Genomic DNA, 18,800 nt, shown 5'->3' on the forward strand with positions numbered 1-18,800 from the left:
CCAGACAGCACCGCCGAGAAATGGCAGACGTAAGCCGCCACCGCCGGAATGAACGAGTCATCCCACTCATTCGCCTGCGGCCCCGTCCACAACGACGCCCACAACGTGCTCTCGTGATCACTCCACGCCCGCCCACCCGGCATCTCAGGCACCGGCAAAGCACACTCATTCGGCAAAACCGTCAAACCCGCAGGTCCGGGCTTCCTATACCGGCTGTACGGCTTCGACGGATCCCGCTTCGGGCCTCCTGGCACCTAAAACACCTCCCAAAAGCCGTTGAGTCTGGTTGCTAGAGCGACGGGGCAGACACCTCGCCCACGGTCCCCTTTTGTTTCCGCAGGTCAGAGGTCATCCCCCACGTCTTCGCAGGTCAGAGGCTTACTGTCCTGGCCATTCGGCGTGGCCTGGCATGGTGGGTCCGGCTGCTGCGGGGAACTCGCGTGCTGCCCATCGGCCAGCGGACATGGATGACTCAGGCCATTCCATGTAGGTGATGCCTCGGTCGAGGTTGTGAGAGATGACGCTGTTGCGGATGGCGAGGGCTGCGAGGTGAGCAGGGTGGAGGAGCATGCGTCGTCTGTAGGTCAGCTCGCCATTCTCGACGCGGCGGTAGACGATCCCGTTCTCCGCATCCGAAGCCCAGACTCCAGCGTTCTTGAGATCGCTCTCTTCGCCGTGGTCGCGGGCTTCCTGGCGGAGCGCGGCGCCTCGGCTGGCGATGTCCTTCATGCGCTGGCGTCGGGTCTCGCCGACGTCGAGGAGGTGGCGGAGGGCTGCGGTCGCTGCGATGAGCGCGTCCTCGACGTCCTGGCTTCCTGCGGTGAAGGTGGCGAGTTCGTCGCCGAGTTCGATGTATCGGCGCTGGCGGTCTTCGGCTCGGGCCGCGGTCACCTTCTTCTTCGTGCTGTCGATCATCAAGGCGGCGAAGTCGATGAGTTCGCGGTGTTCGGCGAGGTCTCGGGGGGTGACGTCTTCCCCGTCGACGACCTTCTCCTTCAGCTCTTCGTAGAGCTGCTCGGCGTCGGCGAGGTCCTTGACGGCGTCGCGGACGGCGGGGTCCATGTCGAGGGGTGTGGTCACTTGCCGCTCCTGGTGGCCTTGGAGTGCTGGTTCTCGCGGGCGCGGAGGTCGCGGAGAGCGAGGGTCGCGACGGTCTGGCGCTGGACGGGGTCGAGGCCAGCGGCGATGGTGAGGTCTTCGCCGAGGGCGCGGACCTGGTCGAGGTTGTCGGTGATGCCGGTTCGGGTGGCCTGGTCTCGCCGTCGCTGGTCTCCGGCGTCGAGGCTGCTGGTGAGCTTCGAGGAGATGGCGGCGGCGAGGTCGACGCGCCGGTCTGGTGTCATGGGGTCCTCTTCTGTATGTGGGCGGCTACGGAGGTAGCGCTGACTTTCCAGTGGCCGTGTTGTCCGGGTTGCTCTGCGTGGACTTGGCCGGTTTCGCACCAGTGGCGGAGCGTTCGTTTCGCAAGGCCGAACTGCTCCGCCACTGCTGAGAGTGAGTGCCTGTCACTTGGATCTAGCTTGTCGTGGGTCAATTCGGCTTGTCGAAAACTGGCAATGCGGTTTGCCGTTTCGGCGTCGAGGATGGCGCGGATGATGCCGGGGAAGCCGGTGGGGAGTGGTTGGCCGTGGTCTCGGTCGCGGCGTGCGGCGTCGATGAGGTGGCGGTGGAAGTCGTGGCGGTGGAGCCAGGCGAGGGTGTCTGCGGTGAGGGTGACGCCGACCGCGCCTGATGGTGGCGCGGTCGGCGTCGAGGGCGCTGGAAGGTCTGCGCGGCGAAAGGAACCGCTCGCTCCCATGGGTCCGGGCGCGGACAGGTCAAGATCCGGCCGGTGACTTTCACGCCCTGGCATTGGGGCTTACTCGCCGTGCCGTTCGCGGATCTCGGCGGCGAGGGCGAGGAGGATCCGCGGAGTGACGCGGCTGACTTCGTCGAGGCTGTCGAGCATCGCGCGGGCGGTGAGGTGGGCTTCGAGGTCGGCTCGGGCCTCGGCGAGGTGGGCGCTGGCTTGGTCGAGCGCGGCCCGCATGCTGGGCGAGATCTTCTCAGGCATCAGTGGACTCCGGGATGTCTTCGCCGGGGCCGATGGTCCGGAGGTAGTTGCCGACGTCGTCAGCCGCCTCAAGGTTCGCCATGTCGAAGTCCGCGAACACCGTGCGCGTCTCGTAGGGCTGCTTGCACGGGACGACCTTGAGTTTGACGTCTCGGGAGCCGTCGGGGAGGTCGATGTCCCAGCAGTGGGTGTCCGCACGGCGCTCCTGGACAAGGATCGCGGGGCAGGGCGAAGAGGTGATGCCCTCGTCTATGTAGAGGTTGCGCCACCCGGTGGGGAGGGCGGTGACGGCGAGGGTTTCCCAGTGGGGCACGTACCGGTCGGGCTTACGGTTGGGAATCATGAGGCCTCCTGAGGGTGCCGCAGAAACCGCGTAATCCGCAGAATCGGCGACGGGAAGGGTTTTTGCGGATTACGCGGTTTCTGCGGCAAGGGATGGATGGACTTCGTAGGTGGGTGATGGGCGGCGTCCTGGGCCGGTGCGCTCAGGCTCGGGCTTGCGCCGGATGTAGCCGTGCTGCTCAACGAGTTCCAGCGGGACGTCAAGATCTCCGACCTTGCGGAAGCGGGATCGCGAGATGCCGGAGAACAGCTCCCGACGAGTGAACTCCATCGGCTTGGTGCGCCTGAGCCATTCGAGGATCACCCGGGCGTCGCTGACTTGAGGGTCAGCACCCATGGCGTCGAAGGTGGCGAGCGCGTGAGCGGTGAAGTACCCGCCGAGGCGGACGGCGTTCCGCATCGTGTCCGCGTTGATCGGCTTGGACCATCCGGTCGTGATGTCGCCCGCGAGATGCAGCAGGCCAGCGATGCGCACCACGGCGCCAACAAGCTTGGAAGCCCAGTCGACGATGCCCGCAAGATCCCCAGTATGTTCAGCGAGCCGGGGCTCAAGCTCTCGCTCCATCTGAAGAACGATCTCCCCCGCCTCAGGGGTCAGGACGAGCACGGCGGGATCTGTCCACTCGGCCAGAGTGGTCGTCAGGGTCCGCACGTTGGCCGAGTAGGTCGCGCGAACACTCTCGGCGATGGGAGGCGCTCCGATAACTCGACGGCCAACGAGGTTGGCCGGCAGCGAGTACAGGATGCGGGCGAGCAGGCCGCGGCCACGGAACCCGGGAAGCTGGGCTATGTCGGTCAGCACTTCGGGCTGTACCGCGAGGCCAAGGGTCAGGGCAGGGTGTGCGACGTGCTCGGGAGGGCGCCCCTTTCGGTCGACGCGGAGCATGTCGCCTGCGTGCCCCTTGAGGAAGACTTCCAGCGACGGCATGCCGGAGTAGCGCCCGGCCAGGGTGGAGAAGATGCCGCCCTCGGCGGACATGATGGCCAGTCGTCCGCCTTGCTCGGCGAGCAGGGTGGCTGCGGCTTCGGGAGTCACGTCGTCGGCAACCAGACGCGGGAGCGTCGGAACCGTGACGGCCTCGGCCATCTGCGCTGCACTGATGGCATTGGCAAGCGCTTCTTGCCGCTTCGCGTCGTCCTTACCGTCCTGGGCGCCTGCTTTCGTGGTGGCCTGCTCGGCTGCCTTCTGGGCCACCTTGCGCTGAGTCTCTGCTTCCAGCACTTGAGGGCGGGTGATCTCGATCATGCTTTGCTCAGCGTCGAGCAGTGGACCGACCAGCTCGGCGAAGACTGCCGACTTGCGAGATCCAGGCGGCATGGCCGTGACGGTGTGCAGGTTGACGGGCTCACGCCACGAGCCGCGAACCTCAACGACGGCCCGGCCGCCCGCGCTGGCGGACAGCACCGCGAGGCCGATGGTTCCTCCCAGATCAGTCGGCGTCTGCGTGAACTCGGCGAGCCCTGTGACCTCTTGCCTCACCCAGTCAGGCAGCGCATCGACGGGGAAGGCGGGCAGCTCCGCGCCTCGACCAAGCGGGGCAGGCAGCTCCCAACCATCGGGCATCGACTTCTCCGCGCACGTGCAGTGGTCCGGCTTCTTCTCGCAGCGGGAGCACGCGTCGTAGCTTCCCCATCCCTCCGTCTGGTGGGCGATGGGGACCAGCGGTGCACCGCAGCGCTTGCACGTGGTCACGCGGACTTCCTAGGGATCTCGGTACGGACGGGCAGGTTGGCGTACGGCCTGTACCGCTTCTTGTGTTCCTGCCAGGCAAGGGTCTCCTCGTGGCAGCGCTGCCCGTAGCCGACGTCCACTCCATCCCGAAAGCCCGTACGGAAGCCGTCGGCGAACGCCTGCTGCTCTCGGCGGTGCTGGGCGTCGAGGTCGCGGACGAGCTGGCGCATCTGCTCGATGTGCTGGGCGTGCTCGCACATGTCAGGCCACCGCCTTGCCGCGCTTGACCTTCGGCCTGTGGAGCGCCAGCTCGTACCGGACACCGCAGCGGGCGCGGCGGCTGAGCAGGACGGGCGCGGGCCACTTCACCTGATGCCGGTGCCAGCCGCCGCACGCGCACTCGTCATCGAGCATGATCGGCGCGTACACGAGACCGAGGTCGGGCGGGAACACGGTGGCGGATCGGACGAGGGGAAGCTGCCCAGTGACGTGACGCGGGCCGCGCTTCCGGCTACTCTTGGCCCTGTCGTTGGCGGCCTTGAGGTCGTACGGGTCCTGGTGGGAGTTGCTGCTCCCGCCGGGACCTTTTTGCGTGGTGGACATCAGATCGCACCGCCGTGGGCCTGCTTCTTGACGTAAGCCTCGACGTCGGCCCAGTCGTAGCGGATCCCGCCGCCTTCGAGCCGGTGGAACTTCGGCCCCTTCCGCTGCCACCTCCACTGACGGAGGGTCTTCACCTCCACACGGAGGTACTCGGCGACCTCCGCGGGGAGTGCCAGCTGTCGAACAGGCATTGCACACTCCTAGATAGGTATTGATCTATTCCTGTCTGGGAGGGTCTCAGGAGGACTTGCCGCTGTCAACTAGGTGTGCGACGCTCCCTATATGGCAGCAGAAGAACAGAGGGCCAAGAGGCAGACGAATGACGTCGGCCCCACCGGCGCACAGGTCGCGGAGAACCTCCGGTCATTCCGGACCGAGCGGGGGTTGTCGACTATTCGCCTGTCCCAACTCCTCGGCGAGATCGGCCGGCCGATCCAGGCGACAGGCATCACGAAGATCGAGAAGAAGGAGAGGAAGGTTGATGTCGATGATCTAGTAGCGCTGGCACTTGTACTGAACGTCTCTCCGCTGGCGCTGCTTCTGCCGTCTGTCGACGGGGACGAGATGGTGCCGTTGGCTCCGACCGTGGAGCTTCCGGCGTGGCTCGTGTGGGAGTGGGCCGAAGGTGCATCCCCAGCGATCGACGTCCTTGTGGATGATGGAGACGATTCGCTCGTACGTGAGACCCACGCGTATGAGTCGCTGTCTCTCCCGCCACAGCGCTTGAACGAGCGCAAGCATCCGGCGTCGAGGGCGGCCTTCATGCTGCGGAAGCAGGTCCGTCAGCTTGTCCCCGGTCTGCGGCGTGACACGCCCAGCGCCTCGGCGTACCGCCTGGCCGAAGCTCAGCGCTGGCACCAACGACTGACCGACGAACTCGACCAAATCAAGGACGATCTAGGAAAGGAGTAACTCGTGTCTGTCTCAGACAGATGGCACAAATCCCGCCCCAAGTCAGACGAGCCGAAGTGCAAGTGCCGTCCAGCGAAGGTCCCGACCGCCGATCACGGCCAGGGTGAGCGCTGGCAAGTCCGCTACCGGGACGAGGCTGGCCACCAGCGGAAGAAGAACTTCAGCGAGCGGTTCGGCAATGACCCGAACACTTGCGCGGATGCGTTCGACGCCAAGGTGAAAGACCAGATCAAGAGCGGGACGTGGATCAACCCGGACGACGGGCTGATCAAGTTCTCCGAGTACGCCGAGCAGTGGCGGACGACTCGCCTGCACCGGGAGGCGACCCGGGTTCTCGTCGAGCGGGCACTCCGGCTGTACATCAACCCGGTGATCGGCGACCTGCCTCTGTCCGCGGTGCGCCGCAAACACATTCAGAAGCTCGTGAACGAGGCGACCAGGACTCTCTCCCCCGCCACCCTCGAAGTCGTCTATGGGTACGTCGCGAGCATCTTCCGCTCTGCCATCCAGGAGCCCGTCATTGGGCGATCTCCGTGCGTCGGTATCCAGCTCCCGGCCAAGCCCGCGAAGAAGGTTCAGCCGCTCTCAGTGGCTCAGGTGGTCGCGCTGGGCGAGGAACTCCCCCGTCGCTACCGGGCGACCATCCTCACGGCCTCCAGCACGGGCCTGAGGCCCGGCGAGATCTTCGGGCTTGAGGTCGACTGCATCGACTTCCTCCGCCGGACCTTGAACGTCCGTCAACAGCTCATCACGGGCCTGGAAGAGGGCCACGTGGCCTACCTAGGCGAGCCCAAGACCCCGCAGAGCGTCCGGACGGTTCCACTGACACAGGGCGTCGTGGACATGCTCGCGGCCCACCTGGCGGAGTTCCCAGCGACGACCGTGGAGATCGAGGATCGAACCGACCCAAGGAAGCCGCGGCTCCGAAAGGCCGATCTGCTGTTCACCACGACGATCGGGACCCCGGTCCGCCGGGGAACATGGGGTGACATCTGGCGCCCAGCTGCGGAGAAAGTGGGGCTTCCGCCTCGGACCGGCCTGCACATCGGCCGGCACACCTACGCCTCAGCGCTGATCCGGTTCGGTGAGAGCGTGAAGACGGTCCAGATGTTGCTGGGGCACAAAAGCCCGACGATCACCCTGTCGACGTACGCCCATCTGTGGCCGGATTCCGATGATCGGGCGCGTCTCGCGGTCGATGCTCTTTTCGCTGATGTGCCCTCCCTGTGCCCTGCGGCGAAGGAGGCGTAGCGTTTGACCTGCTCATGGCTGCGCGGAACCGTACAGGCCGCGCTTGTTGATGTACTGGACGATGCCGTCGGGGACGAGATACCAGATGGGCTCCCCCGAGGCCACCCGCTGGCGGCACTCCGACGACGAGATGGCCAGCGCCGGGATCTCCACCAGGCTCACCTTGCCCTCCGGCAGGCCGGGGTCGCGCAGGACGTGGCCGGGCCTGGTGGCGCCCACGAAGTGCGCGATGGTGAACAGCTCGTCCACGTCGCGCCAGCTCAGGATCTGGGCGAGGGCGTCGGCTCCGGTGATGAAGTAGAGATCCACGTCGGGCCCCCAGGCGGCGGAGATCTCCCTGAGCGTGTCGATGGTGAAGGTCGGCCCCGGACGGTCGATGTCGACGCGGCTCACCGAGAACCGGGGGTTGGAGGCGGTCGCGATGACCGTCATGAGATAGCGGTCCTCGGCGGCCGAGACGATCTTGTCGGCCTTCTGCCACGGCTTCCCCGTCGGCACGAAGACCACTTCGTCGAGATCGAAGTGGTGGGCGACCTCACTGGCCGCGACCAGGTGGCCGTGGTGGATCGGGTCGAAGGTCCCGCCCATGACGCCCAGACGTCGCTTTCCCCGGCCAGTAGGCGCGTTCATCATGAAACGGACCATACGTGCAAGCCGTACACAGGTTTTAACCACCCCCCGCGCGGGGCAGGCATACCCGACGTAGCATGCCGGACATGACCACCATCCCGGATCGCAATCGCGTGCAGCTTCCCGGCATCAGCTCGCGCGCCTACGAACATCCTGCCGATCGGTCCGCGCTGGTCGCCCTCCGGTCGCTCAGCGGGTTCGACACGGTGCTCAAGCAGATGTCCGGCCTGGTCAGCGAGCGCCGCCTGCGCCTGATCTACCTCGCCTCGGCCGTGCGGACCAGCGACACCCAGTTCCGAGCCCTGCACGACATGGGCCGCGACGCGGCCTACACGCTCGACCTCCACCGCATTCCCGAGGTCTACGTGCAGCAGAGCCCGCTGGTGCAGGCGAAGGCGATCGGCTTCGACGACCCGTTCATCGTCGTCACGACCGGCCTCCTCGACCTGATGGACGAGGAGGAGCAGCGCTTCGTCATCGGCCACGAGACCGCCCACATCCTGTCGGGCCACGCGGTCTACCGCACCATGCTCGACATCCTGACCCGGCTGGCCACCCGTGTGGCCTGGATCCCGCTCGGCTACATCGGCCTGCGCGCGATCGTGGCCGGTCTGGAGGAGTGGCACCGCAAGTCCGAGCTCTCCGCCGACCGTGGCGGCCTGCTCTGCGGCCAGGACGCCGACGCGGCCCTGCGCGCCCTGATGAAGCTCGCCGGCGGCTCGCGCCTGCACGAGATGAACATCGAGGCCTTCCTCGACCAGGCCCGGGAGTACGACACCGCGGGCGACGTCCGCGACGGCCTGCTCAAGGTCCTCAACCTGCTGGGCACCACCCACCCGTTCGCCGTCTCCCGGGTCGCCGAGCTCGACAAGTGGCGCCGAGGCGGCGAGTACGACACGATCATCGCGGGCGAATACCCCCGCCGCGCAGACGACGCCAACGCGAAGATCTCCGAGGAGGTCAGGGCCGCCGCCCGCTCCTACCGTGACTCCTGGTCGCAGTCCCAGGACCCGTTCATCGGCGTCCTGCGCGACGTGGCCGAAGGCGCCGTCAACGCCGGGGAGCGCATTTTCAACCGCTTCTCCCGCCGCGATGGAAATTGACGGAGAGTTCTCCCAAAAGGGTCCGGGCAACTGCTCCCGGGCCCTTTCTCGTTCAGCTCACCCGTAGGCCTTTCCGTACGGGCCACCCGTGAGCGGCACTGTTTTCGCCATCGTGCCCGATGAGAATTCCTCGCGCCCCGCGAGAATTCGTCGTACCCCGTGAGAACTCCTCGCGCCCCGCGAGAACTCCTCGCGCCCCGCGAGAACGACCCGGCCTCCCGCGACACCAAGATCGCCGTACCTAGCCTCCGAGAGCGCCTACACGAGGAGGGCGATCGCCCGCACGGCCGCGGAGCACAGGGCGACGAACCCGCCCAGCACGGCCAGCGCGCGCAGCCCCTCCTTGCGGAGCTCGACGAGCTCGGTGCCGATCCGCTCGATCTCCCGGCCGAGGACGCCCCCGCAGACGACGCCGAACACGACGCCGGCGACGGCGACCGGGGCGGGATGCGTCCACCAGTCGGGCGGCAGCGAGCCGCCCAGGGTGAGCCAGAGCGCGCACCCGGCGAGGGCCGCCGCCGGCAGCCCCGGCCACACGAGGGCGGTCAGCAGCGAGACGACGAAGGTCAGCGGGAAGCCCAGCACCCGCAGGATCGCCCGGGTCCTGGCCGACTTGCGCTTCCTGACCAGCCAGTGACCGGCCCACAGCGCACGGGCGAGCGTGGCGAACACCCCGGTGACGGCGAAGGTTGCCGCCGGCCAGATGGCCGTGGCCACGACACATGGGACGGCCAGGACAGCCAGCAGGAGCAGCGCCGCGTTGCCCGCTGGCAGCGGCCCGGCCCGGCCCGCGTCCCGGGGCTCCCCGGCCGCGCCGCCCCGCCCCTTGCCCGCCTGGCGCCGGACGGTCCTGGCCGCGGCGGCCGGACGCCCGCCGCGCGACGTCTCACCGGCCGAGGGCGCCCGCCCGGTCCTGGACACCTCACCGGTCGCGGCGGCCGTACGTCCACCGCGGGCCGCCTCGCCCGTCGCGGCGGCCGATCGCCCGCCACGGGACGCCTCTCCGACCGCGGAGGCCGGACGCCCGCCACGGGACGTCTCACCGACCGCGGAGGCCGGTCGTCCAGCGCGGGACGTCTCACCGACCGCGGAGGCCGGTCGTCCGGCGCGGGACGTCTCACCCGCCGGGAGCGCCCGCGCCACGCGGGACGCCTCACCGGAGGGCACCGCCCGCCCGCCGCGTGGCGTGCCGTCCGCACCGGCCGGGAGCCGGGACGCCCGCGCCGCGCCGTCCGCCGGGACGGGCGGCCTTCCCCTGCCGTTCTCCGCCCTGGCCGCCCTGCCGCCCCTGGCGGGATCCTCACCCTTGGCGGCGGACTTGGAACGGCCCTCCTGCTTCCTGCCGGAGCCGGCCGAACCGGCCGGGCCGGGCTTCTCGCCCGCCGGGACGGACGGCTTCCTGGCCGACCCCGACCCCGACCCCGACCTCGCCCCCGCCTCCGCCGGGATCACCCGCGCCAGCCGGCCCAGGCGGCCGGTGAGGAGCGCCGCGGTGGGACGCTTGGCCGGCTCGCGGTGGAGGGCGGCGCGGATCAGGGGCAGCAGGGCGGCCGGGACCCCCTCCAGGTCGGCCTGGCCGTTGAGGATCGCGTACATCTGCGCCTCGACGGTGCCCCCGCCGAAGGTGGGGCGGCCGGTCGCGGCGAAGGCCACGGTGGCCGCCCAGGCGTGCACGTCGGCGGGCTCGCCCACGTGCTCGTCGGCGAACAGCTCGGGGGCGGCGTAGCCGGGGGTGCCCAGGAAGGTGCCGGTCAGGGTGAGCCGGGTGGCGTCCAGGACGTGGGCGATGCCGAAGTCGATGAGGACGGGCTCGTCGTCCCCCCCGACCACCACGTTGGCCGGTTTGAGGTCGCGGTGCACGACCCCGGCCGCGTGGATGATCGACAGGGCGACGGCGAGCCCCTGCGCGACGCTGAGCAGGCCGGCCCCCTCCAGGGGACCGGTGCGGCGCACCCGCTCCAGGAGGGTGTCCCCCTCGATGTGCTCCATGACCAGGTAGGGCCGGTCACCGTCGAGATCGGCGTCGACGACGCGGGCGACGTAGGGGCTCTCCACCCTGCGGAGGGCGCGGACCTCCCGCTCCAGGCGGACCCGGGCCTCGGAGCCGGCGTCGTGGACGTCGTGGAGCACCTTGAGCGCGACGTTGTCACCCCGGCGGCTGGAGGCGAGGTAGACCTCGCCCATTCCCCCACGTCCGAGACGTTCCAGCAACGTGTAGGGACCGACCCGCCCGAGACGACCCACGTGACCTCCTGCGTCGGCCACATGGGTCAGGGACCGCTGCGCCTATCGGGTCGCTCACTCCCGCTCGCTTCCCTGCTCTCCAGCCATAGGAGACCACACCATAGCGGGCGAGTGTGACGTTTTCCCGACGGCACGCCGGGCTCCCGGATCTTTCCAGGAGCGCCGGACGCCCCATCGGGCACTAGCGGGCGGCCGCCTCGGGCGAGGCGAGGACCGTGCCCTCGGCCGTGCGCAGGTGGCCCTCGCCGGTGTAGACCCACTTCGTTGAGGTCAGCTCCGGCAGGCCCATGGGACCGCGCGCGTGCAGCTTCTGGGTGGAGATGCCGATCTCCGCGCCGAAGCCGAACTCCCCGCCGTCGGTGAACCGGGTCGAGGCGTTGACCGCCACGGCCGCGGAGTCGACCAGCGCGACGAACCTGCGGGAGGCGCTCACCGAGCGCGTGACGATCGCGTCGGTGTGGGCCGAGCCGTACTTCCTGATGTGCGCCACCGCGTCCTCCAGCGAGTCGACCACGGCGGCGGCGATGTCGAGCGAGAGGTACTCCACCCGGAAGTCCTCCTCCTCGGCGGGCACCACGTCGCCGTACGCCGCGACGCGCGCGTCACCGTGCACCGTGACGCCCTCCGCCGCCAGCGCGGCCAGCGCGCGCGGCACGAAGGTGTCGGCCACGGCCGCGTGCACCAGGAGCGTCTCGGCCGAGTTGCATACCGAGGGCCGCTGGACCTTGGAGTTGACCAGGATCTGGATCGCGAGGTCCTGGTCGGCGTCGGCGTCGACGTAGACGTGGCAGTTGCCCACGCCGGTCTCGATCACCGGGACGGTGGACTCCTCCACCACCGAGTTGATCAGCGAGGCGCCGCCGCGCGGGATCAGCACGTCGACCAGGCCGCGGGCCCGCATGAGCTCCTTGACCGAGTCGCGGCTCTGCCCGGGGACCAGCTGGACGGCCCCGGCGGGCACCTGGGTGCCCGCCAGCGCCTCCTGCATGATCCTGACGAGGACGGTGTTGGACTCGTACGCGCTGGACGAGCCGCGCAGCAGGGTGGCGTTGCCGCTCTTGAGGCAGAGCGCCGCGGCGTCGACGGTCACGTTGGGGCGGCCCTCGTAGACGATGCCGATCACGCCGAGCGGGACCCGGAGCTGACGCAGCTCCAGCCCGTTGGGCAGCGTGTTGCCGCGGATCACCTCGCCGACGGGGTCGGGAAGATCGGCGACCTGGCGGACCGCCTCGGCGATCGCCTCGATCCTGGCCTCGTCGAGACGGAGCCGGTCGATCATGTACTCGGAGATCCCGCTCTCCTTGGCCCGCTCCACGTCGAGCGCGTTGGCCGCGACGATCTCGGCGGACGCGGCCACGAGCGCGTCGGCCATCACGCGGAGCGCGGCGTCCTTCGGCGCCCTCGGCAGCGGGGCCAGCTCGGCGGCGGCCTCTTTCGCCGCCAGGGCAACCTTCAGGAAGTCCTCGGACATCTCGCGCTCCAAAAGAACTAGTTGTGGGATTCCAGTATGACGATGTCGTCGCGGTGGATCAGCTCTCGCTCGTACTCCGGCCCGAGGCTGGCCGCCAGCTCCCGGGTGGAGCGGCCGAGCAGCTCGGGGATCTCCCCCGCGTCGAAGTTGACCAGGCCGCGCGCGACCACCCGGCCGAGCGGCCCGCACAGGTCCACCGGGTCGCCCGCCGCGAACTCGCCCTCGACGGAGGTGACCCCGGCCGGGAGCAGCGACTTGCGGCGGCTCACCACCGCCTCGACGGCGCCCGGGTCCAGGTGGAGACGGCCGCGGCCGGTGGTGGCGTGGGCGAGCCAGAGCAGGCGGGTGCCCGGGTGGCGCCCGCCGGGGTGGAAGTAGGTGCCGACGTCGACCCCCGCGAGGGCCTGGGCGGCGTGCGCGGCGGCGGTGAGCACCACGGGCACCCCCGCCCCCGTGGCGATCTTGGCGGCCTGGACCTTGGTGACCATGCCCCCGGTGCCGACCGCGCCGCCCTTGCCGAGCTCGACCCCGACGAGGTCCTCGGGCCCGCGTACGTCGGCGAGCCTGCGGGCGCCGGGGCGGCGGGGATCGCCGTCGTAGAGGGCGTCCACGTCCGACAGCAGCACCAGCGCGTCGGCCCGGGTCAGGTGGGCGACCAGCGCGGCGAGCCGGTCGTTGTCGCCGAAGCGGATCTCGTCGGTGGCCACGGTGTCGTTCTCGTTGACCACCGGGACGATGCCCAGCTCCAGCAGCCGGGCCAGCGTGCGCTCGGCGTTGACGTGGTGCGAGCGGCGCATCATGTCGTCGGCGGTGAGCAGCACCTGGCCGACCCGCAGGCCGTACCGGGCGAAGGAGGAGGTGTAGCGGGCCACCAGCACGCCCTGGCCGACCGAGGCGGCGGCCTGCTGGGTGGCGAGGTCGCGCGGCCTGGCGGGCAGCCCCAGCGGGCCGAGGCCCGCCGCGATCGCCCCCGAGGAGACCAGCACGATCTGGGTGCCCGCCTTCCGCCGGGCGCCGAGCACGTCGACCAGGGCGTCGACCCGGTCGACGTCGATCATTCCCTGCGGGGTGGTGAGCGAGGACGAACCCACCTTCACGACGAGGCGTGAAGCCGTACGGATCCGTTCGCGCGCAGAGTCCACGACACGCACCTCTCAAAGATGATCACTTGGAAGATCAGGTTATCCGAGCCGCCCGCCCGGGCCGCTCGAACCGCCGGGGCGGACCCCGGACGGCACCGCCGGGACGACCCCCGCTAGCCGAGCCGGTTGTCGGAGCCGCGCGGCCCCTGGCGCACGGCCTCGGCGTTGAGCGTCGGCTGCCAGTCGAAGATGTAGCCGCTCTCCATGGAACCGATGATCACCTCGGCCCCGGCCTTCGCCCCGGCCTTGGTGAGCTCCTCCTCGACACCGAGCCGCTCCAGCCGGTCGGCCAGATAGCCCACGGCCTCGTCGTTGGTGAAGTCGGTCTGGCGGATCCACCGCTCCGGCTTGACCCCGGTGACCTGGAAGGTGCGCTCGTCGACCCTGCGGACCGCGAATCCCGTGTCGCCGTGCTGCTTGGGCCTGATGACCAGACGCGTCGGCTCCAGGACGGGAGCGGCGGCCCGCGCGGCGGCGACCATCTCCCCCATCGCGTAGGTGAGCTCCTTGAGCCCGTCGTGGGTGGCCGCGGAGATCGTGAAGACCCGCAGGCCCCGCTCCCGCAGCATCGGCCCCACGATGTCGGACAGGTCGCGGGCGTCGGGCACGTCGGACTTGTTGAGCACCGCCAGGCGCGGCCGGTCCTCCAGCTTGCCGTACGCGGCCAGCTCGGCCTCGATGGCCTCGTAGTCGCTGATCGGGTCGCGGCCCGGCTCCATCGTGGCGCAGTCGATCACGTGCACGAGCGTGTTGCAGCGCTCGACGTGGCGCAGGAACTCGTGCCCCAGGCCCTTGCCCTGCGAGGCGCCGGGGATGAGGCCGGGCACGTCGGCGACGGTGAAAACGGTCTCGCCCGCGGTGACCACCCCGAGGTTGGGGACCAGGGTGGTGAACGGGTAGTCGGCGATCTTCGGGCGGGCCGCGGAGAGCGCGGCGATCAGGGAGGACTTGCCCGCGCTGGGGAAGCCGACGAGCGCCACGTCGGCGACGCTCTTCATCTCCAGCATGACGTCGATCTCGTCGCCGGGCTCGCCGAGCAGCGCGAAGCCGGGGGCCTTGCGCTTGGCGGAGGCGAGGGCGGCGTTGCCGAGCCCGCCGTGCCCGCCCTCGGCGATCACGTAGCGGGTGCCCGCTCCGATCAGGTCGATCAGGACCTCGCCGGTGCCGGCGTTCTTGACCACGGTGCCGTCGGGCACCGGGATGATGATGTCGCCGCCGTTGGCGCCGTCGCGGTTGGCGCCCTGCCCCTGCTTGCCGTTGTCGGCCTTGCGGTGCGGGCGGCGGTGGTACTCCAGGAGGGTCGCCGTGTTGGCGTCGACCTCCAGGATCACGTCACCGCCCCGGCCGCCGTTGCCCCCATCGGGGCCACCCAGCGGCTTGAACTTCTCCCGATGGACAGAGGCGCAGCCGTTTCCCCCGTCACCGGCCTTGATGTGCAGGACCACCTGGTCCACAAAGTCCGGCATGTCTACTTTCCTACCTCTATCTGCGGGAACCTCTGCGGGAACCTCTGTTGAAAACGCGAACAGGGGTGGACCGCTGAATGCGATCCACCCCTGCCGTCAACGTCTGTCGGCGCGAATCTACTCCGCGACCGGGACGATGCTCACCGCGCGGCGCCCACGCTTGACACCGAACAGAACGTGGCCCGCGGCCAGCGCGAACAGCGTGTCGTCACTGCCACGGCCGACGTTGTCGCCGGGGTGGAAGTGGGTGCCGCGCTGACGGACGATGATCTCGCCGGCGTTGACCAGCTGACCGCCGAAGCGCTTCACACCGAGCCGCTGGGCGTTGGAGTCGCGGCCGTTCCGAGTGGACGACGCGCCCTTCTTGTGTGCCATCTCGCAAAACTCCCGAAACTCAGGCCTGGTCGATGCCGGTGATCTTCACCTGGGTGTACCGCTGGCGGTGACCCTGGCGCTTCTTGTACCCCGACTTGTTCTTGTACTTCAGAATCCGGATCTTCGGACCCTTGGTCTCACCGAGAATCTCGGCGGCAACCGTGAACTTGCCCGCCTCGGTGGTCACGTCGCCGTCGTTGACGACGAGGACCGTCGGCAGCGAAACCGTGGAACCGACCTCGCCGGCGACCTTGTCCACTTCAAGGACGTCACCGACGGAGACCTTCTGCTGCCTGCCGCCGCAACGAACGATCGCGTACACCGCGGAACCCTTCTTCTGACTGCTTGCTCGCTGGATGCTGCGCCCCGCATCCGGCTGTGGTCATTGATGACGTACCGGGTAGGCGCGCGAACAGGGCGCGCCATGAGCGCACCGGTTCACCAGAGTACCGGATTGACGGTGTCCTGGTCGAACCGGGCGGAACGTCGGGGGTGCCGGCCTTCGGCCCCGTCCCTGTGCTGGGACGGGGGTCTAGTCGGCCGGCCTGGCCTTGCGGGAGCGTCTCCGCCCCCGGCCAGAAGCCTGCGCTGCCTGACCGTCCTCGTGCTGGACGCCGTCAAGCGCATCGGTCACCGTATCACGGCCGGACTGGTCACCGGCCGCCACCGCGTGGTTACCGTCCTTGCCGAGCTTCTCCGCGACGGCCTTCTCCACGGCCATCTTGCCCTGGGTGCCGCGCGGCTCGGGCTTGCCCTCCACCGGCTCGGACGAGACGTGCAGGCCCCGGCCGTTGCAGCACTCGCAGGTGGTCGAGAAGGCCTCCAGGAGGCCCTGGCCGACCCGCTTGCGTGTCATCTGGACCAGGCCCAGCGAGGTCACCTCGGCCACCTGGTGCTTGGTGCGGTCGCGGGCCAGGCACTCCAGCAGCCGCCGCAGCACCAGGTCGCGGTTGTTCTCCAGCACCATGTCGATGAAGTCGATCACGATGATGCCGCCGATGTCGCGCAACCTGAGCTGGCGGACGATCTCCTCAGCCGCCTCCAGGTTGTTGCGGGTGACGGTCTCCTCCAGGTTGCCGCCCTGGCCGGTGAACTTGCCGGTGTTGACGTCGACCACGGTCATGGCCTCGGTCCTGTCGATCACCAGCGAGCCGCCGCTGGGCAGCCAGACCTTGCGCTCCATCGCCTTGGCGATCTGCTCGTCGATCCGGTACGCGGCGAAGACGTCGCCGCCCTCCTCCCACCTGCTGAGGCGGTCGGCCAGGTGCGGGGCGACGTAGCGGACGTACTCGTCGACCGTCTCCCACACGTCGCCCGCGACGACCAGCGAGGCGAAGTCCTCGTTGAACACGTCGCGGACCACCCGGACGGTCAGGTCGGGCTCGGAGGAGAGCAGCTCGGGCGCGCTCGCCGACTTGGCCTTGCGCTGGATGTTCTCCCACTGCGCCGACAGCCGCGCCACGTCGCGGGCCAGCTCGTCCTCCGACGCGCCCTCGGCGGCCGTACGGACGATGACCCCCGCGTTCTCCGGCATGACCTTCTTCAGGATGCTCTTGAGACGGGTGCGCTCCTTGTCGGGGAGCTTGCGGCTGATGCCGGTCATCGAGCCGTCGGGCACGTAGACCAGGTAGCGGCCCGGCAGGCTGATCTGGCTCGTCAGGCGGGCGCCCTTGTGGCCCATCGGGTCCTTGGTGACCTGCACCAGCACCGACTGGCCCGACTTCAGCGCCACCTCGATCCGCTTGGGCTGTCCCTCCAGCCCGGCGGTGTCGAAGTTGACCTCACCGGCGTACAGGACCGCGTTGCGGCCCTTGCCGATGTCGACGAACGCCGCCTCCATGCTCGGCAGGACGTTCTGCACCTTGCCGAGGTAGACGTTGCCCACGTACGACTGGCTCGCCTCGCGGTTGACGTAGTGCTCGACGAGGACGCCGTCCTCCAGCACCGCGATCTGGGTGCGCCCGCCGGTGCGGCGGACCACCATCATGCGCTCGACGGACTCCCTGCGGGCGAGGAACTCCGACTCGGTGATGATCGGCGGACGCCTGCGGCCGAGCTCGCGGCCCTCGCGGCGGCGCTGCTTCTTGGCCTCCAGGCGGGTCGAGCCGCGCACGCTCTGCACCTCGTCCACCGAGGTGCTGCGCCCGGCGCGCGGCGCGCGGATGCGCACCACCGTGTTCGGCGGGTCGTCCGGGACGTCGCCGGGCTCGTCCGTGCCCCTGCGGCGCCTGCGACGGCGACGGCGCGAGCTGCCGCTCTCGGAGTCGTCGTCCTGCTCGGCCTCCGGCCGCTCCTCGTCGTCCTGCTCGGCCTCGGTCTCCTCGGCCTCGTCGAGGTCGCGCGCCTTGCCGCGGCCCCGGCCGCCCCTGCGGCGCCGACGCCGGCGACCGCTGGCGTCGTCGTCGCCGTCGGAGTCGTCGTCCTCGACCTCCTCGGCGAGCTCGGCCTTCTCGGCCCGGTCGATCTTGTCCGCGCGGTCGGCCCGGTCGGCCCTGTCGGCCTTCTGCTCGGCGGGCTCGGGCTCCTGCGCGGCGGGCTGAGCGGCCCGCTGCGGGTCGGGGGCCTGGAACAGCGGCTGGAACACCGCGGCGGGCGCCTGGAAGGTCACCGAGGGCACCTCGGAACGTTCCTGGCCGGCCAGCCCGAAGGGGTCGGCGAACAGGACGGGCCGCTCCTCGACGATGTCCTCGCCCGCGGGCTCGTCGTCGAGCGGCTCCTCGGCGGGCAGCAGCTCCGCCGCGATCTCCTCGGCGTCGGCGGCCTCGGCGGAGGACACCTCGGGGACGCTCGGCTCGGCCTCGACCGGCGGCGCCTCGCGCGGGGCGGCCTTCTTGCGCGTACGGGTGCGCTTGGCGGGAGCGGCGGGCGCCTCCTGGGACGCCGGCTCGGCTCCACTCTCGGGCACGGCCACGCGCTCGGGCTCGGGCGCGGCGAAAGGCTGGGGGACGGCGAAGGGGTCCGGCACGACGGGCGCCGCCGGGGAGACCACCGCGGGAGCCGCGGGAGCCACGGGAGTCGCGGCCTCCGCGGGCGCCACGGTCTCGGCCTCCGCCTCGGCCGGCTCGGCGACCGGCTTCTTCGCACGGCTACGCCGCGTGGTGGTGGGGGCGCCGTCGGCCACGGCCGTCTTGCGCCTGCTGGCGCGCTTGGGAGCCGGGGCGGGCTCCGCGGCGGCCTCTGCGACCGGCTCCGCCTCGGGCTCCGGCGCTCCGGCCGGAGGCTCCACGGCGGAAGCCGGGGAGGCCGGGGAAACCGTGGAGGCAGGGGAGGCCGTGGGTGCCGCGGAGGTCACAGGGGCTGTGACCGCGGGGGCCGGCTCCGGCGGCTCCGGCGGGGGTCCGGCGGGCCGGCTCGCGGCCCTGCGCCGGGTCACCGGTGGCCGGGTGTCTTCTGTTGTCGTATCCCCGCCAGGGCTGTTGACCCCGGCGTTGGGCTCGTTGTCGAGCATGCGGGCGCTCTCCCGTTCAGCTCCCGGGCGCGTCTCCGCGCCGCGCGGGAGCTCTCGTCTCTCACTGTCCGCCAGGCCTGGGGCCCGG

20 protein-coding genes are annotated in these 18,800 nt (G+C 70.1%); 4 read left to right on the forward strand and 16 right to left on the reverse strand.

Annotated elements, in window-relative coordinates; all coding sequences use genetic code 11:
• Positions 1–378: 378 nt before the first annotated feature.
• Both ABT053_RS31370 and ABT053_RS31375 read right to left on the reverse strand, forming a co-directional pair.
• Entirely contained in the window at positions 379–1,080 is a 702-nt protein-coding gene (locus tag ABT053_RS31370; protein ID WP_350973880.1) for a hypothetical protein, read from the reverse strand.
• Positions 1,077–1,343, reverse strand: a complete 267-nt coding sequence (locus ABT053_RS31375; protein ID WP_350973882.1) for a hypothetical protein — start codon at positions 1,341–1,343, stop codon at positions 1,077–1,079. The genes ABT053_RS31370 and ABT053_RS31375 overlap by 4 nt, the downstream gene beginning before the upstream one ends.
• A 182-nt stretch (positions 1,344–1,525) precedes the next feature.
• On the opposite strand from ABT053_RS31375, the gene ABT053_RS31380 reads away from it, so the two are divergent.
• The gene (locus ABT053_RS31380; protein ID WP_350973884.1) at positions 1,526–1,732 is read left to right on the forward strand and encodes a hypothetical protein; all 207 of its coding nucleotides are present in this window, start codon (positions 1,526–1,528) and stop codon (positions 1,730–1,732) included.
• 126 nt (positions 1,733–1,858) lie between these two features.
• Here ABT053_RS31380 and ABT053_RS31385 read toward each other — a convergent pair whose 3' ends face one another.
• The 6 genes from ABT053_RS31385 to ABT053_RS31410 form a co-directional block, all read right to left on the reverse strand.
• Entirely contained in the window at positions 1,859–2,053 is a 195-nt protein-coding gene (locus ABT053_RS31385; RefSeq protein WP_350973885.1) for a hypothetical protein, read from the reverse strand.
• Positions 2,046–2,396 (reverse strand): hypothetical protein, encoded by a 351-nt coding sequence (locus ABT053_RS31390; protein WP_350973886.1) that lies wholly within the window; start codon positions 2,394–2,396, stop codon positions 2,046–2,048. Before ABT053_RS31390 ends, ABT053_RS31385 begins: the two co-directional genes overlap by 8 nt.
• A 69-nt stretch (positions 2,397–2,465) precedes the next feature.
• Complete coding sequence (locus ABT053_RS31395) at positions 2,466–4,088, reverse strand: YfjI family protein (RefSeq protein ID WP_350973888.1); 1,623 nt, start codon at positions 4,086–4,088, stop codon at positions 2,466–2,468.
• On the reverse strand, positions 4,085–4,327 hold the full coding sequence (locus ABT053_RS31400; RefSeq protein ID WP_350973889.1) for a hypothetical protein: 243 nt from the start codon (positions 4,325–4,327) through the stop codon (positions 4,085–4,087). The genes ABT053_RS31395 and ABT053_RS31400 overlap by 4 nt, the downstream gene beginning before the upstream one ends.
• A gap of 1 nt (position 4,328) precedes the next feature.
• On the reverse strand, positions 4,329–4,670 hold the full coding sequence (locus ABT053_RS31405) for a hypothetical protein (protein WP_350973891.1): 342 nt from the start codon (positions 4,668–4,670) through the stop codon (positions 4,329–4,331).
• Positions 4,670–4,861 (reverse strand): helix-turn-helix transcriptional regulator, encoded by a 192-nt coding sequence (locus ABT053_RS31410; protein ID WP_350973892.1) that lies wholly within the window; start codon positions 4,859–4,861, stop codon positions 4,670–4,672. Before ABT053_RS31410 ends, ABT053_RS31405 begins: the two co-directional genes overlap by 1 nt.
• Positions 4,862–4,952: 91 nt before the next feature.
• Here ABT053_RS31410 and ABT053_RS31415 point away from each other — a divergent pair, with 91 nt between their 5' ends.
• Together ABT053_RS31415 and ABT053_RS31420 are read left to right on the forward strand one after the other, a co-directional pair.
• On the forward strand, positions 4,953–5,582 hold the full coding sequence (locus ABT053_RS31415; protein WP_350973893.1) for a helix-turn-helix domain-containing protein: 630 nt from the start codon (positions 4,953–4,955) through the stop codon (positions 5,580–5,582).
• 3 nt (positions 5,583–5,585) lie between these two features.
• The gene (locus ABT053_RS31420) at positions 5,586–6,833 is read left to right on the forward strand and encodes a tyrosine-type recombinase/integrase (protein ID WP_350973895.1); all 1,248 of its coding nucleotides are present in this window, start codon (positions 5,586–5,588) and stop codon (positions 6,831–6,833) included.
• Between the two features lie 12 nt (positions 6,834–6,845).
• Here the strand turns inward: ABT053_RS31420 and nadD are convergent, their stop codons facing one another.
• Positions 6,846–7,466, reverse strand: coding sequence for a nicotinate-nucleotide adenylyltransferase (nadD, locus tag ABT053_RS31425; RefSeq protein ID WP_350973897.1), 621 nt, complete (start codon positions 7,464–7,466; stop codon positions 6,846–6,848).
• A 74-nt stretch (positions 7,467–7,540) separates the two neighbouring features.
• On the opposite strand from nadD, the gene ABT053_RS31430 reads away from it, so the two are divergent.
• On the forward strand, positions 7,541–8,566 hold the full coding sequence (locus tag ABT053_RS31430) for a M48 family metallopeptidase (RefSeq protein ID WP_502991901.1): 1,026 nt from the start codon (positions 7,541–7,543) through the stop codon (positions 8,564–8,566).
• 258 nt (positions 8,567–8,824) lie between these two features.
• Here the strand turns inward: ABT053_RS31430 and ABT053_RS31435 are convergent, their stop codons facing one another.
• The 7 genes from ABT053_RS31435 to ABT053_RS31465 all read right to left on the reverse strand — a co-directional run bounded on the left by ABT053_RS31435 (position 8,825) and on the right by ABT053_RS31465 (position 18,712).
• Positions 8,825–10,810: a protein kinase domain-containing protein gene (locus ABT053_RS31435; RefSeq protein ID WP_350973901.1), complete on the reverse strand. Its 1,986-nt coding sequence runs from the start codon at positions 10,808–10,810 to the stop codon at positions 8,825–8,827.
• A gap of 181 nt (positions 10,811–10,991) precedes the next feature.
• A complete protein-coding gene (locus ABT053_RS31440) occupies positions 10,992–12,281 on the reverse strand; it encodes a glutamate-5-semialdehyde dehydrogenase (RefSeq protein WP_350973903.1) in 1,290 nt (429 codons plus the stop codon).
• 17 nt (positions 12,282–12,298) lie between these two features.
• A complete protein-coding gene (gene proB / locus ABT053_RS31445) occupies positions 12,299–13,423 on the reverse strand; it encodes a glutamate 5-kinase (RefSeq protein ID WP_350973905.1) in 1,125 nt (374 codons plus the stop codon).
• Between the two features lie 113 nt (positions 13,424–13,536).
• Entirely contained in the window at positions 13,537–14,889 is a 1,353-nt protein-coding gene (obgE, locus tag ABT053_RS31450; protein ID WP_350973907.1) for a GTPase ObgE, read from the reverse strand.
• A 117-nt stretch (positions 14,890–15,006) separates the two neighbouring features.
• Complete coding sequence (gene rpmA, locus ABT053_RS31455) at positions 15,007–15,264, reverse strand: 50S ribosomal protein L27 (RefSeq protein ID WP_030924780.1); 258 nt, start codon at positions 15,262–15,264, stop codon at positions 15,007–15,009.
• A gap of 19 nt (positions 15,265–15,283) precedes the next feature.
• Positions 15,284–15,586, reverse strand: coding sequence for a 50S ribosomal protein L21 (gene rplU, locus ABT053_RS31460; protein WP_030924785.1), 303 nt, complete (start codon positions 15,584–15,586; stop codon positions 15,284–15,286).
• A 210-nt stretch (positions 15,587–15,796) separates the two neighbouring features.
• The gene (locus tag ABT053_RS31465; protein ID WP_350973909.1) at positions 15,797–18,712 is read right to left on the reverse strand and encodes an Rne/Rng family ribonuclease; all 2,916 of its coding nucleotides are present in this window, start codon (positions 18,710–18,712) and stop codon (positions 15,797–15,799) included.
• Positions 18,713–18,800: the final 88 nt, after the last annotated feature.

The organism is Streptosporangium sp. NPDC002524 (assembly GCF_040295985.1).
Taxonomy (GTDB): Bacteria; Actinomycetota; Actinomycetes; order Streptosporangiales; family Streptosporangiaceae; genus Streptosporangium.

Bases quoted from the DNA above. Each gene is read 5' to 3' on its own strand.
- ABT053_RS31405 (WP_350973891.1), bottom strand. From the start codon at position 4,670: ATGTCCACCACGCAAAAAGGTCCCGGCGGGAGCAGCAACTCCCACCAG.
- ABT053_RS31440 (WP_350973903.1), bottom strand. From the start codon at position 12,281: ATGTCCGAGGACTTCCTGAAGGTTGCCCTGGCGGCGAAAGAGGCCGCC.
- ABT053_RS31375 (WP_350973882.1), bottom strand. From the start codon at position 1,343: ATGACACCAGACCGGCGCGTCGACCTCGCCGCCGCCATCTCCTCGAAG.
- ABT053_RS31390 (WP_350973886.1), bottom strand. From the start codon at position 2,396: ATGATTCCCAACCGTAAGCCCGACCGGTACGTGCCCCACTGGGAAACC.
- obgE (WP_350973907.1), bottom strand. From the start codon at position 14,889: ATGCCGGACTTTGTGGACCAGGTGGTCCTGCACATCAAGGCCGGTGAC.
- ABT053_RS31430 (WP_502991901.1), top strand. From the start codon at position 7,541: ATGCCGGACATGACCACCATCCCGGATCGCAATCGCGTGCAGCTTCCC.
- ABT053_RS31385 (WP_350973885.1), bottom strand. From the start codon at position 2,053: ATGCCTGAGAAGATCTCGCCCAGCATGCGGGCCGCGCTCGACCAAGCC.
- nadD (WP_350973897.1), bottom strand. From the start codon at position 7,466: ATGATGAACGCGCCTACTGGCCGGGGAAAGCGACGTCTGGGCGTCATG.
- ABT053_RS31415 (WP_350973893.1), top strand. From the start codon at position 4,953: ATGGCAGCAGAAGAACAGAGGGCCAAGAGGCAGACGAATGACGTCGGC.
- ABT053_RS31410 (WP_350973892.1), bottom strand. From the start codon at position 4,861: ATGCCTGTTCGACAGCTGGCACTCCCCGCGGAGGTCGCCGAGTACCTC.
- ABT053_RS31465 (WP_350973909.1), bottom strand. From the start codon at position 18,712: ATGCTCGACAACGAGCCCAACGCCGGGGTCAACAGCCCTGGCGGGGAT.
- rpmA (WP_030924780.1), bottom strand. From the start codon at position 15,264: ATGGCACACAAGAAGGGCGCGTCGTCCACTCGGAACGGCCGCGACTCC.
- ABT053_RS31400 (WP_350973889.1), bottom strand. From the start codon at position 4,327: ATGTGCGAGCACGCCCAGCACATCGAGCAGATGCGCCAGCTCGTCCGC.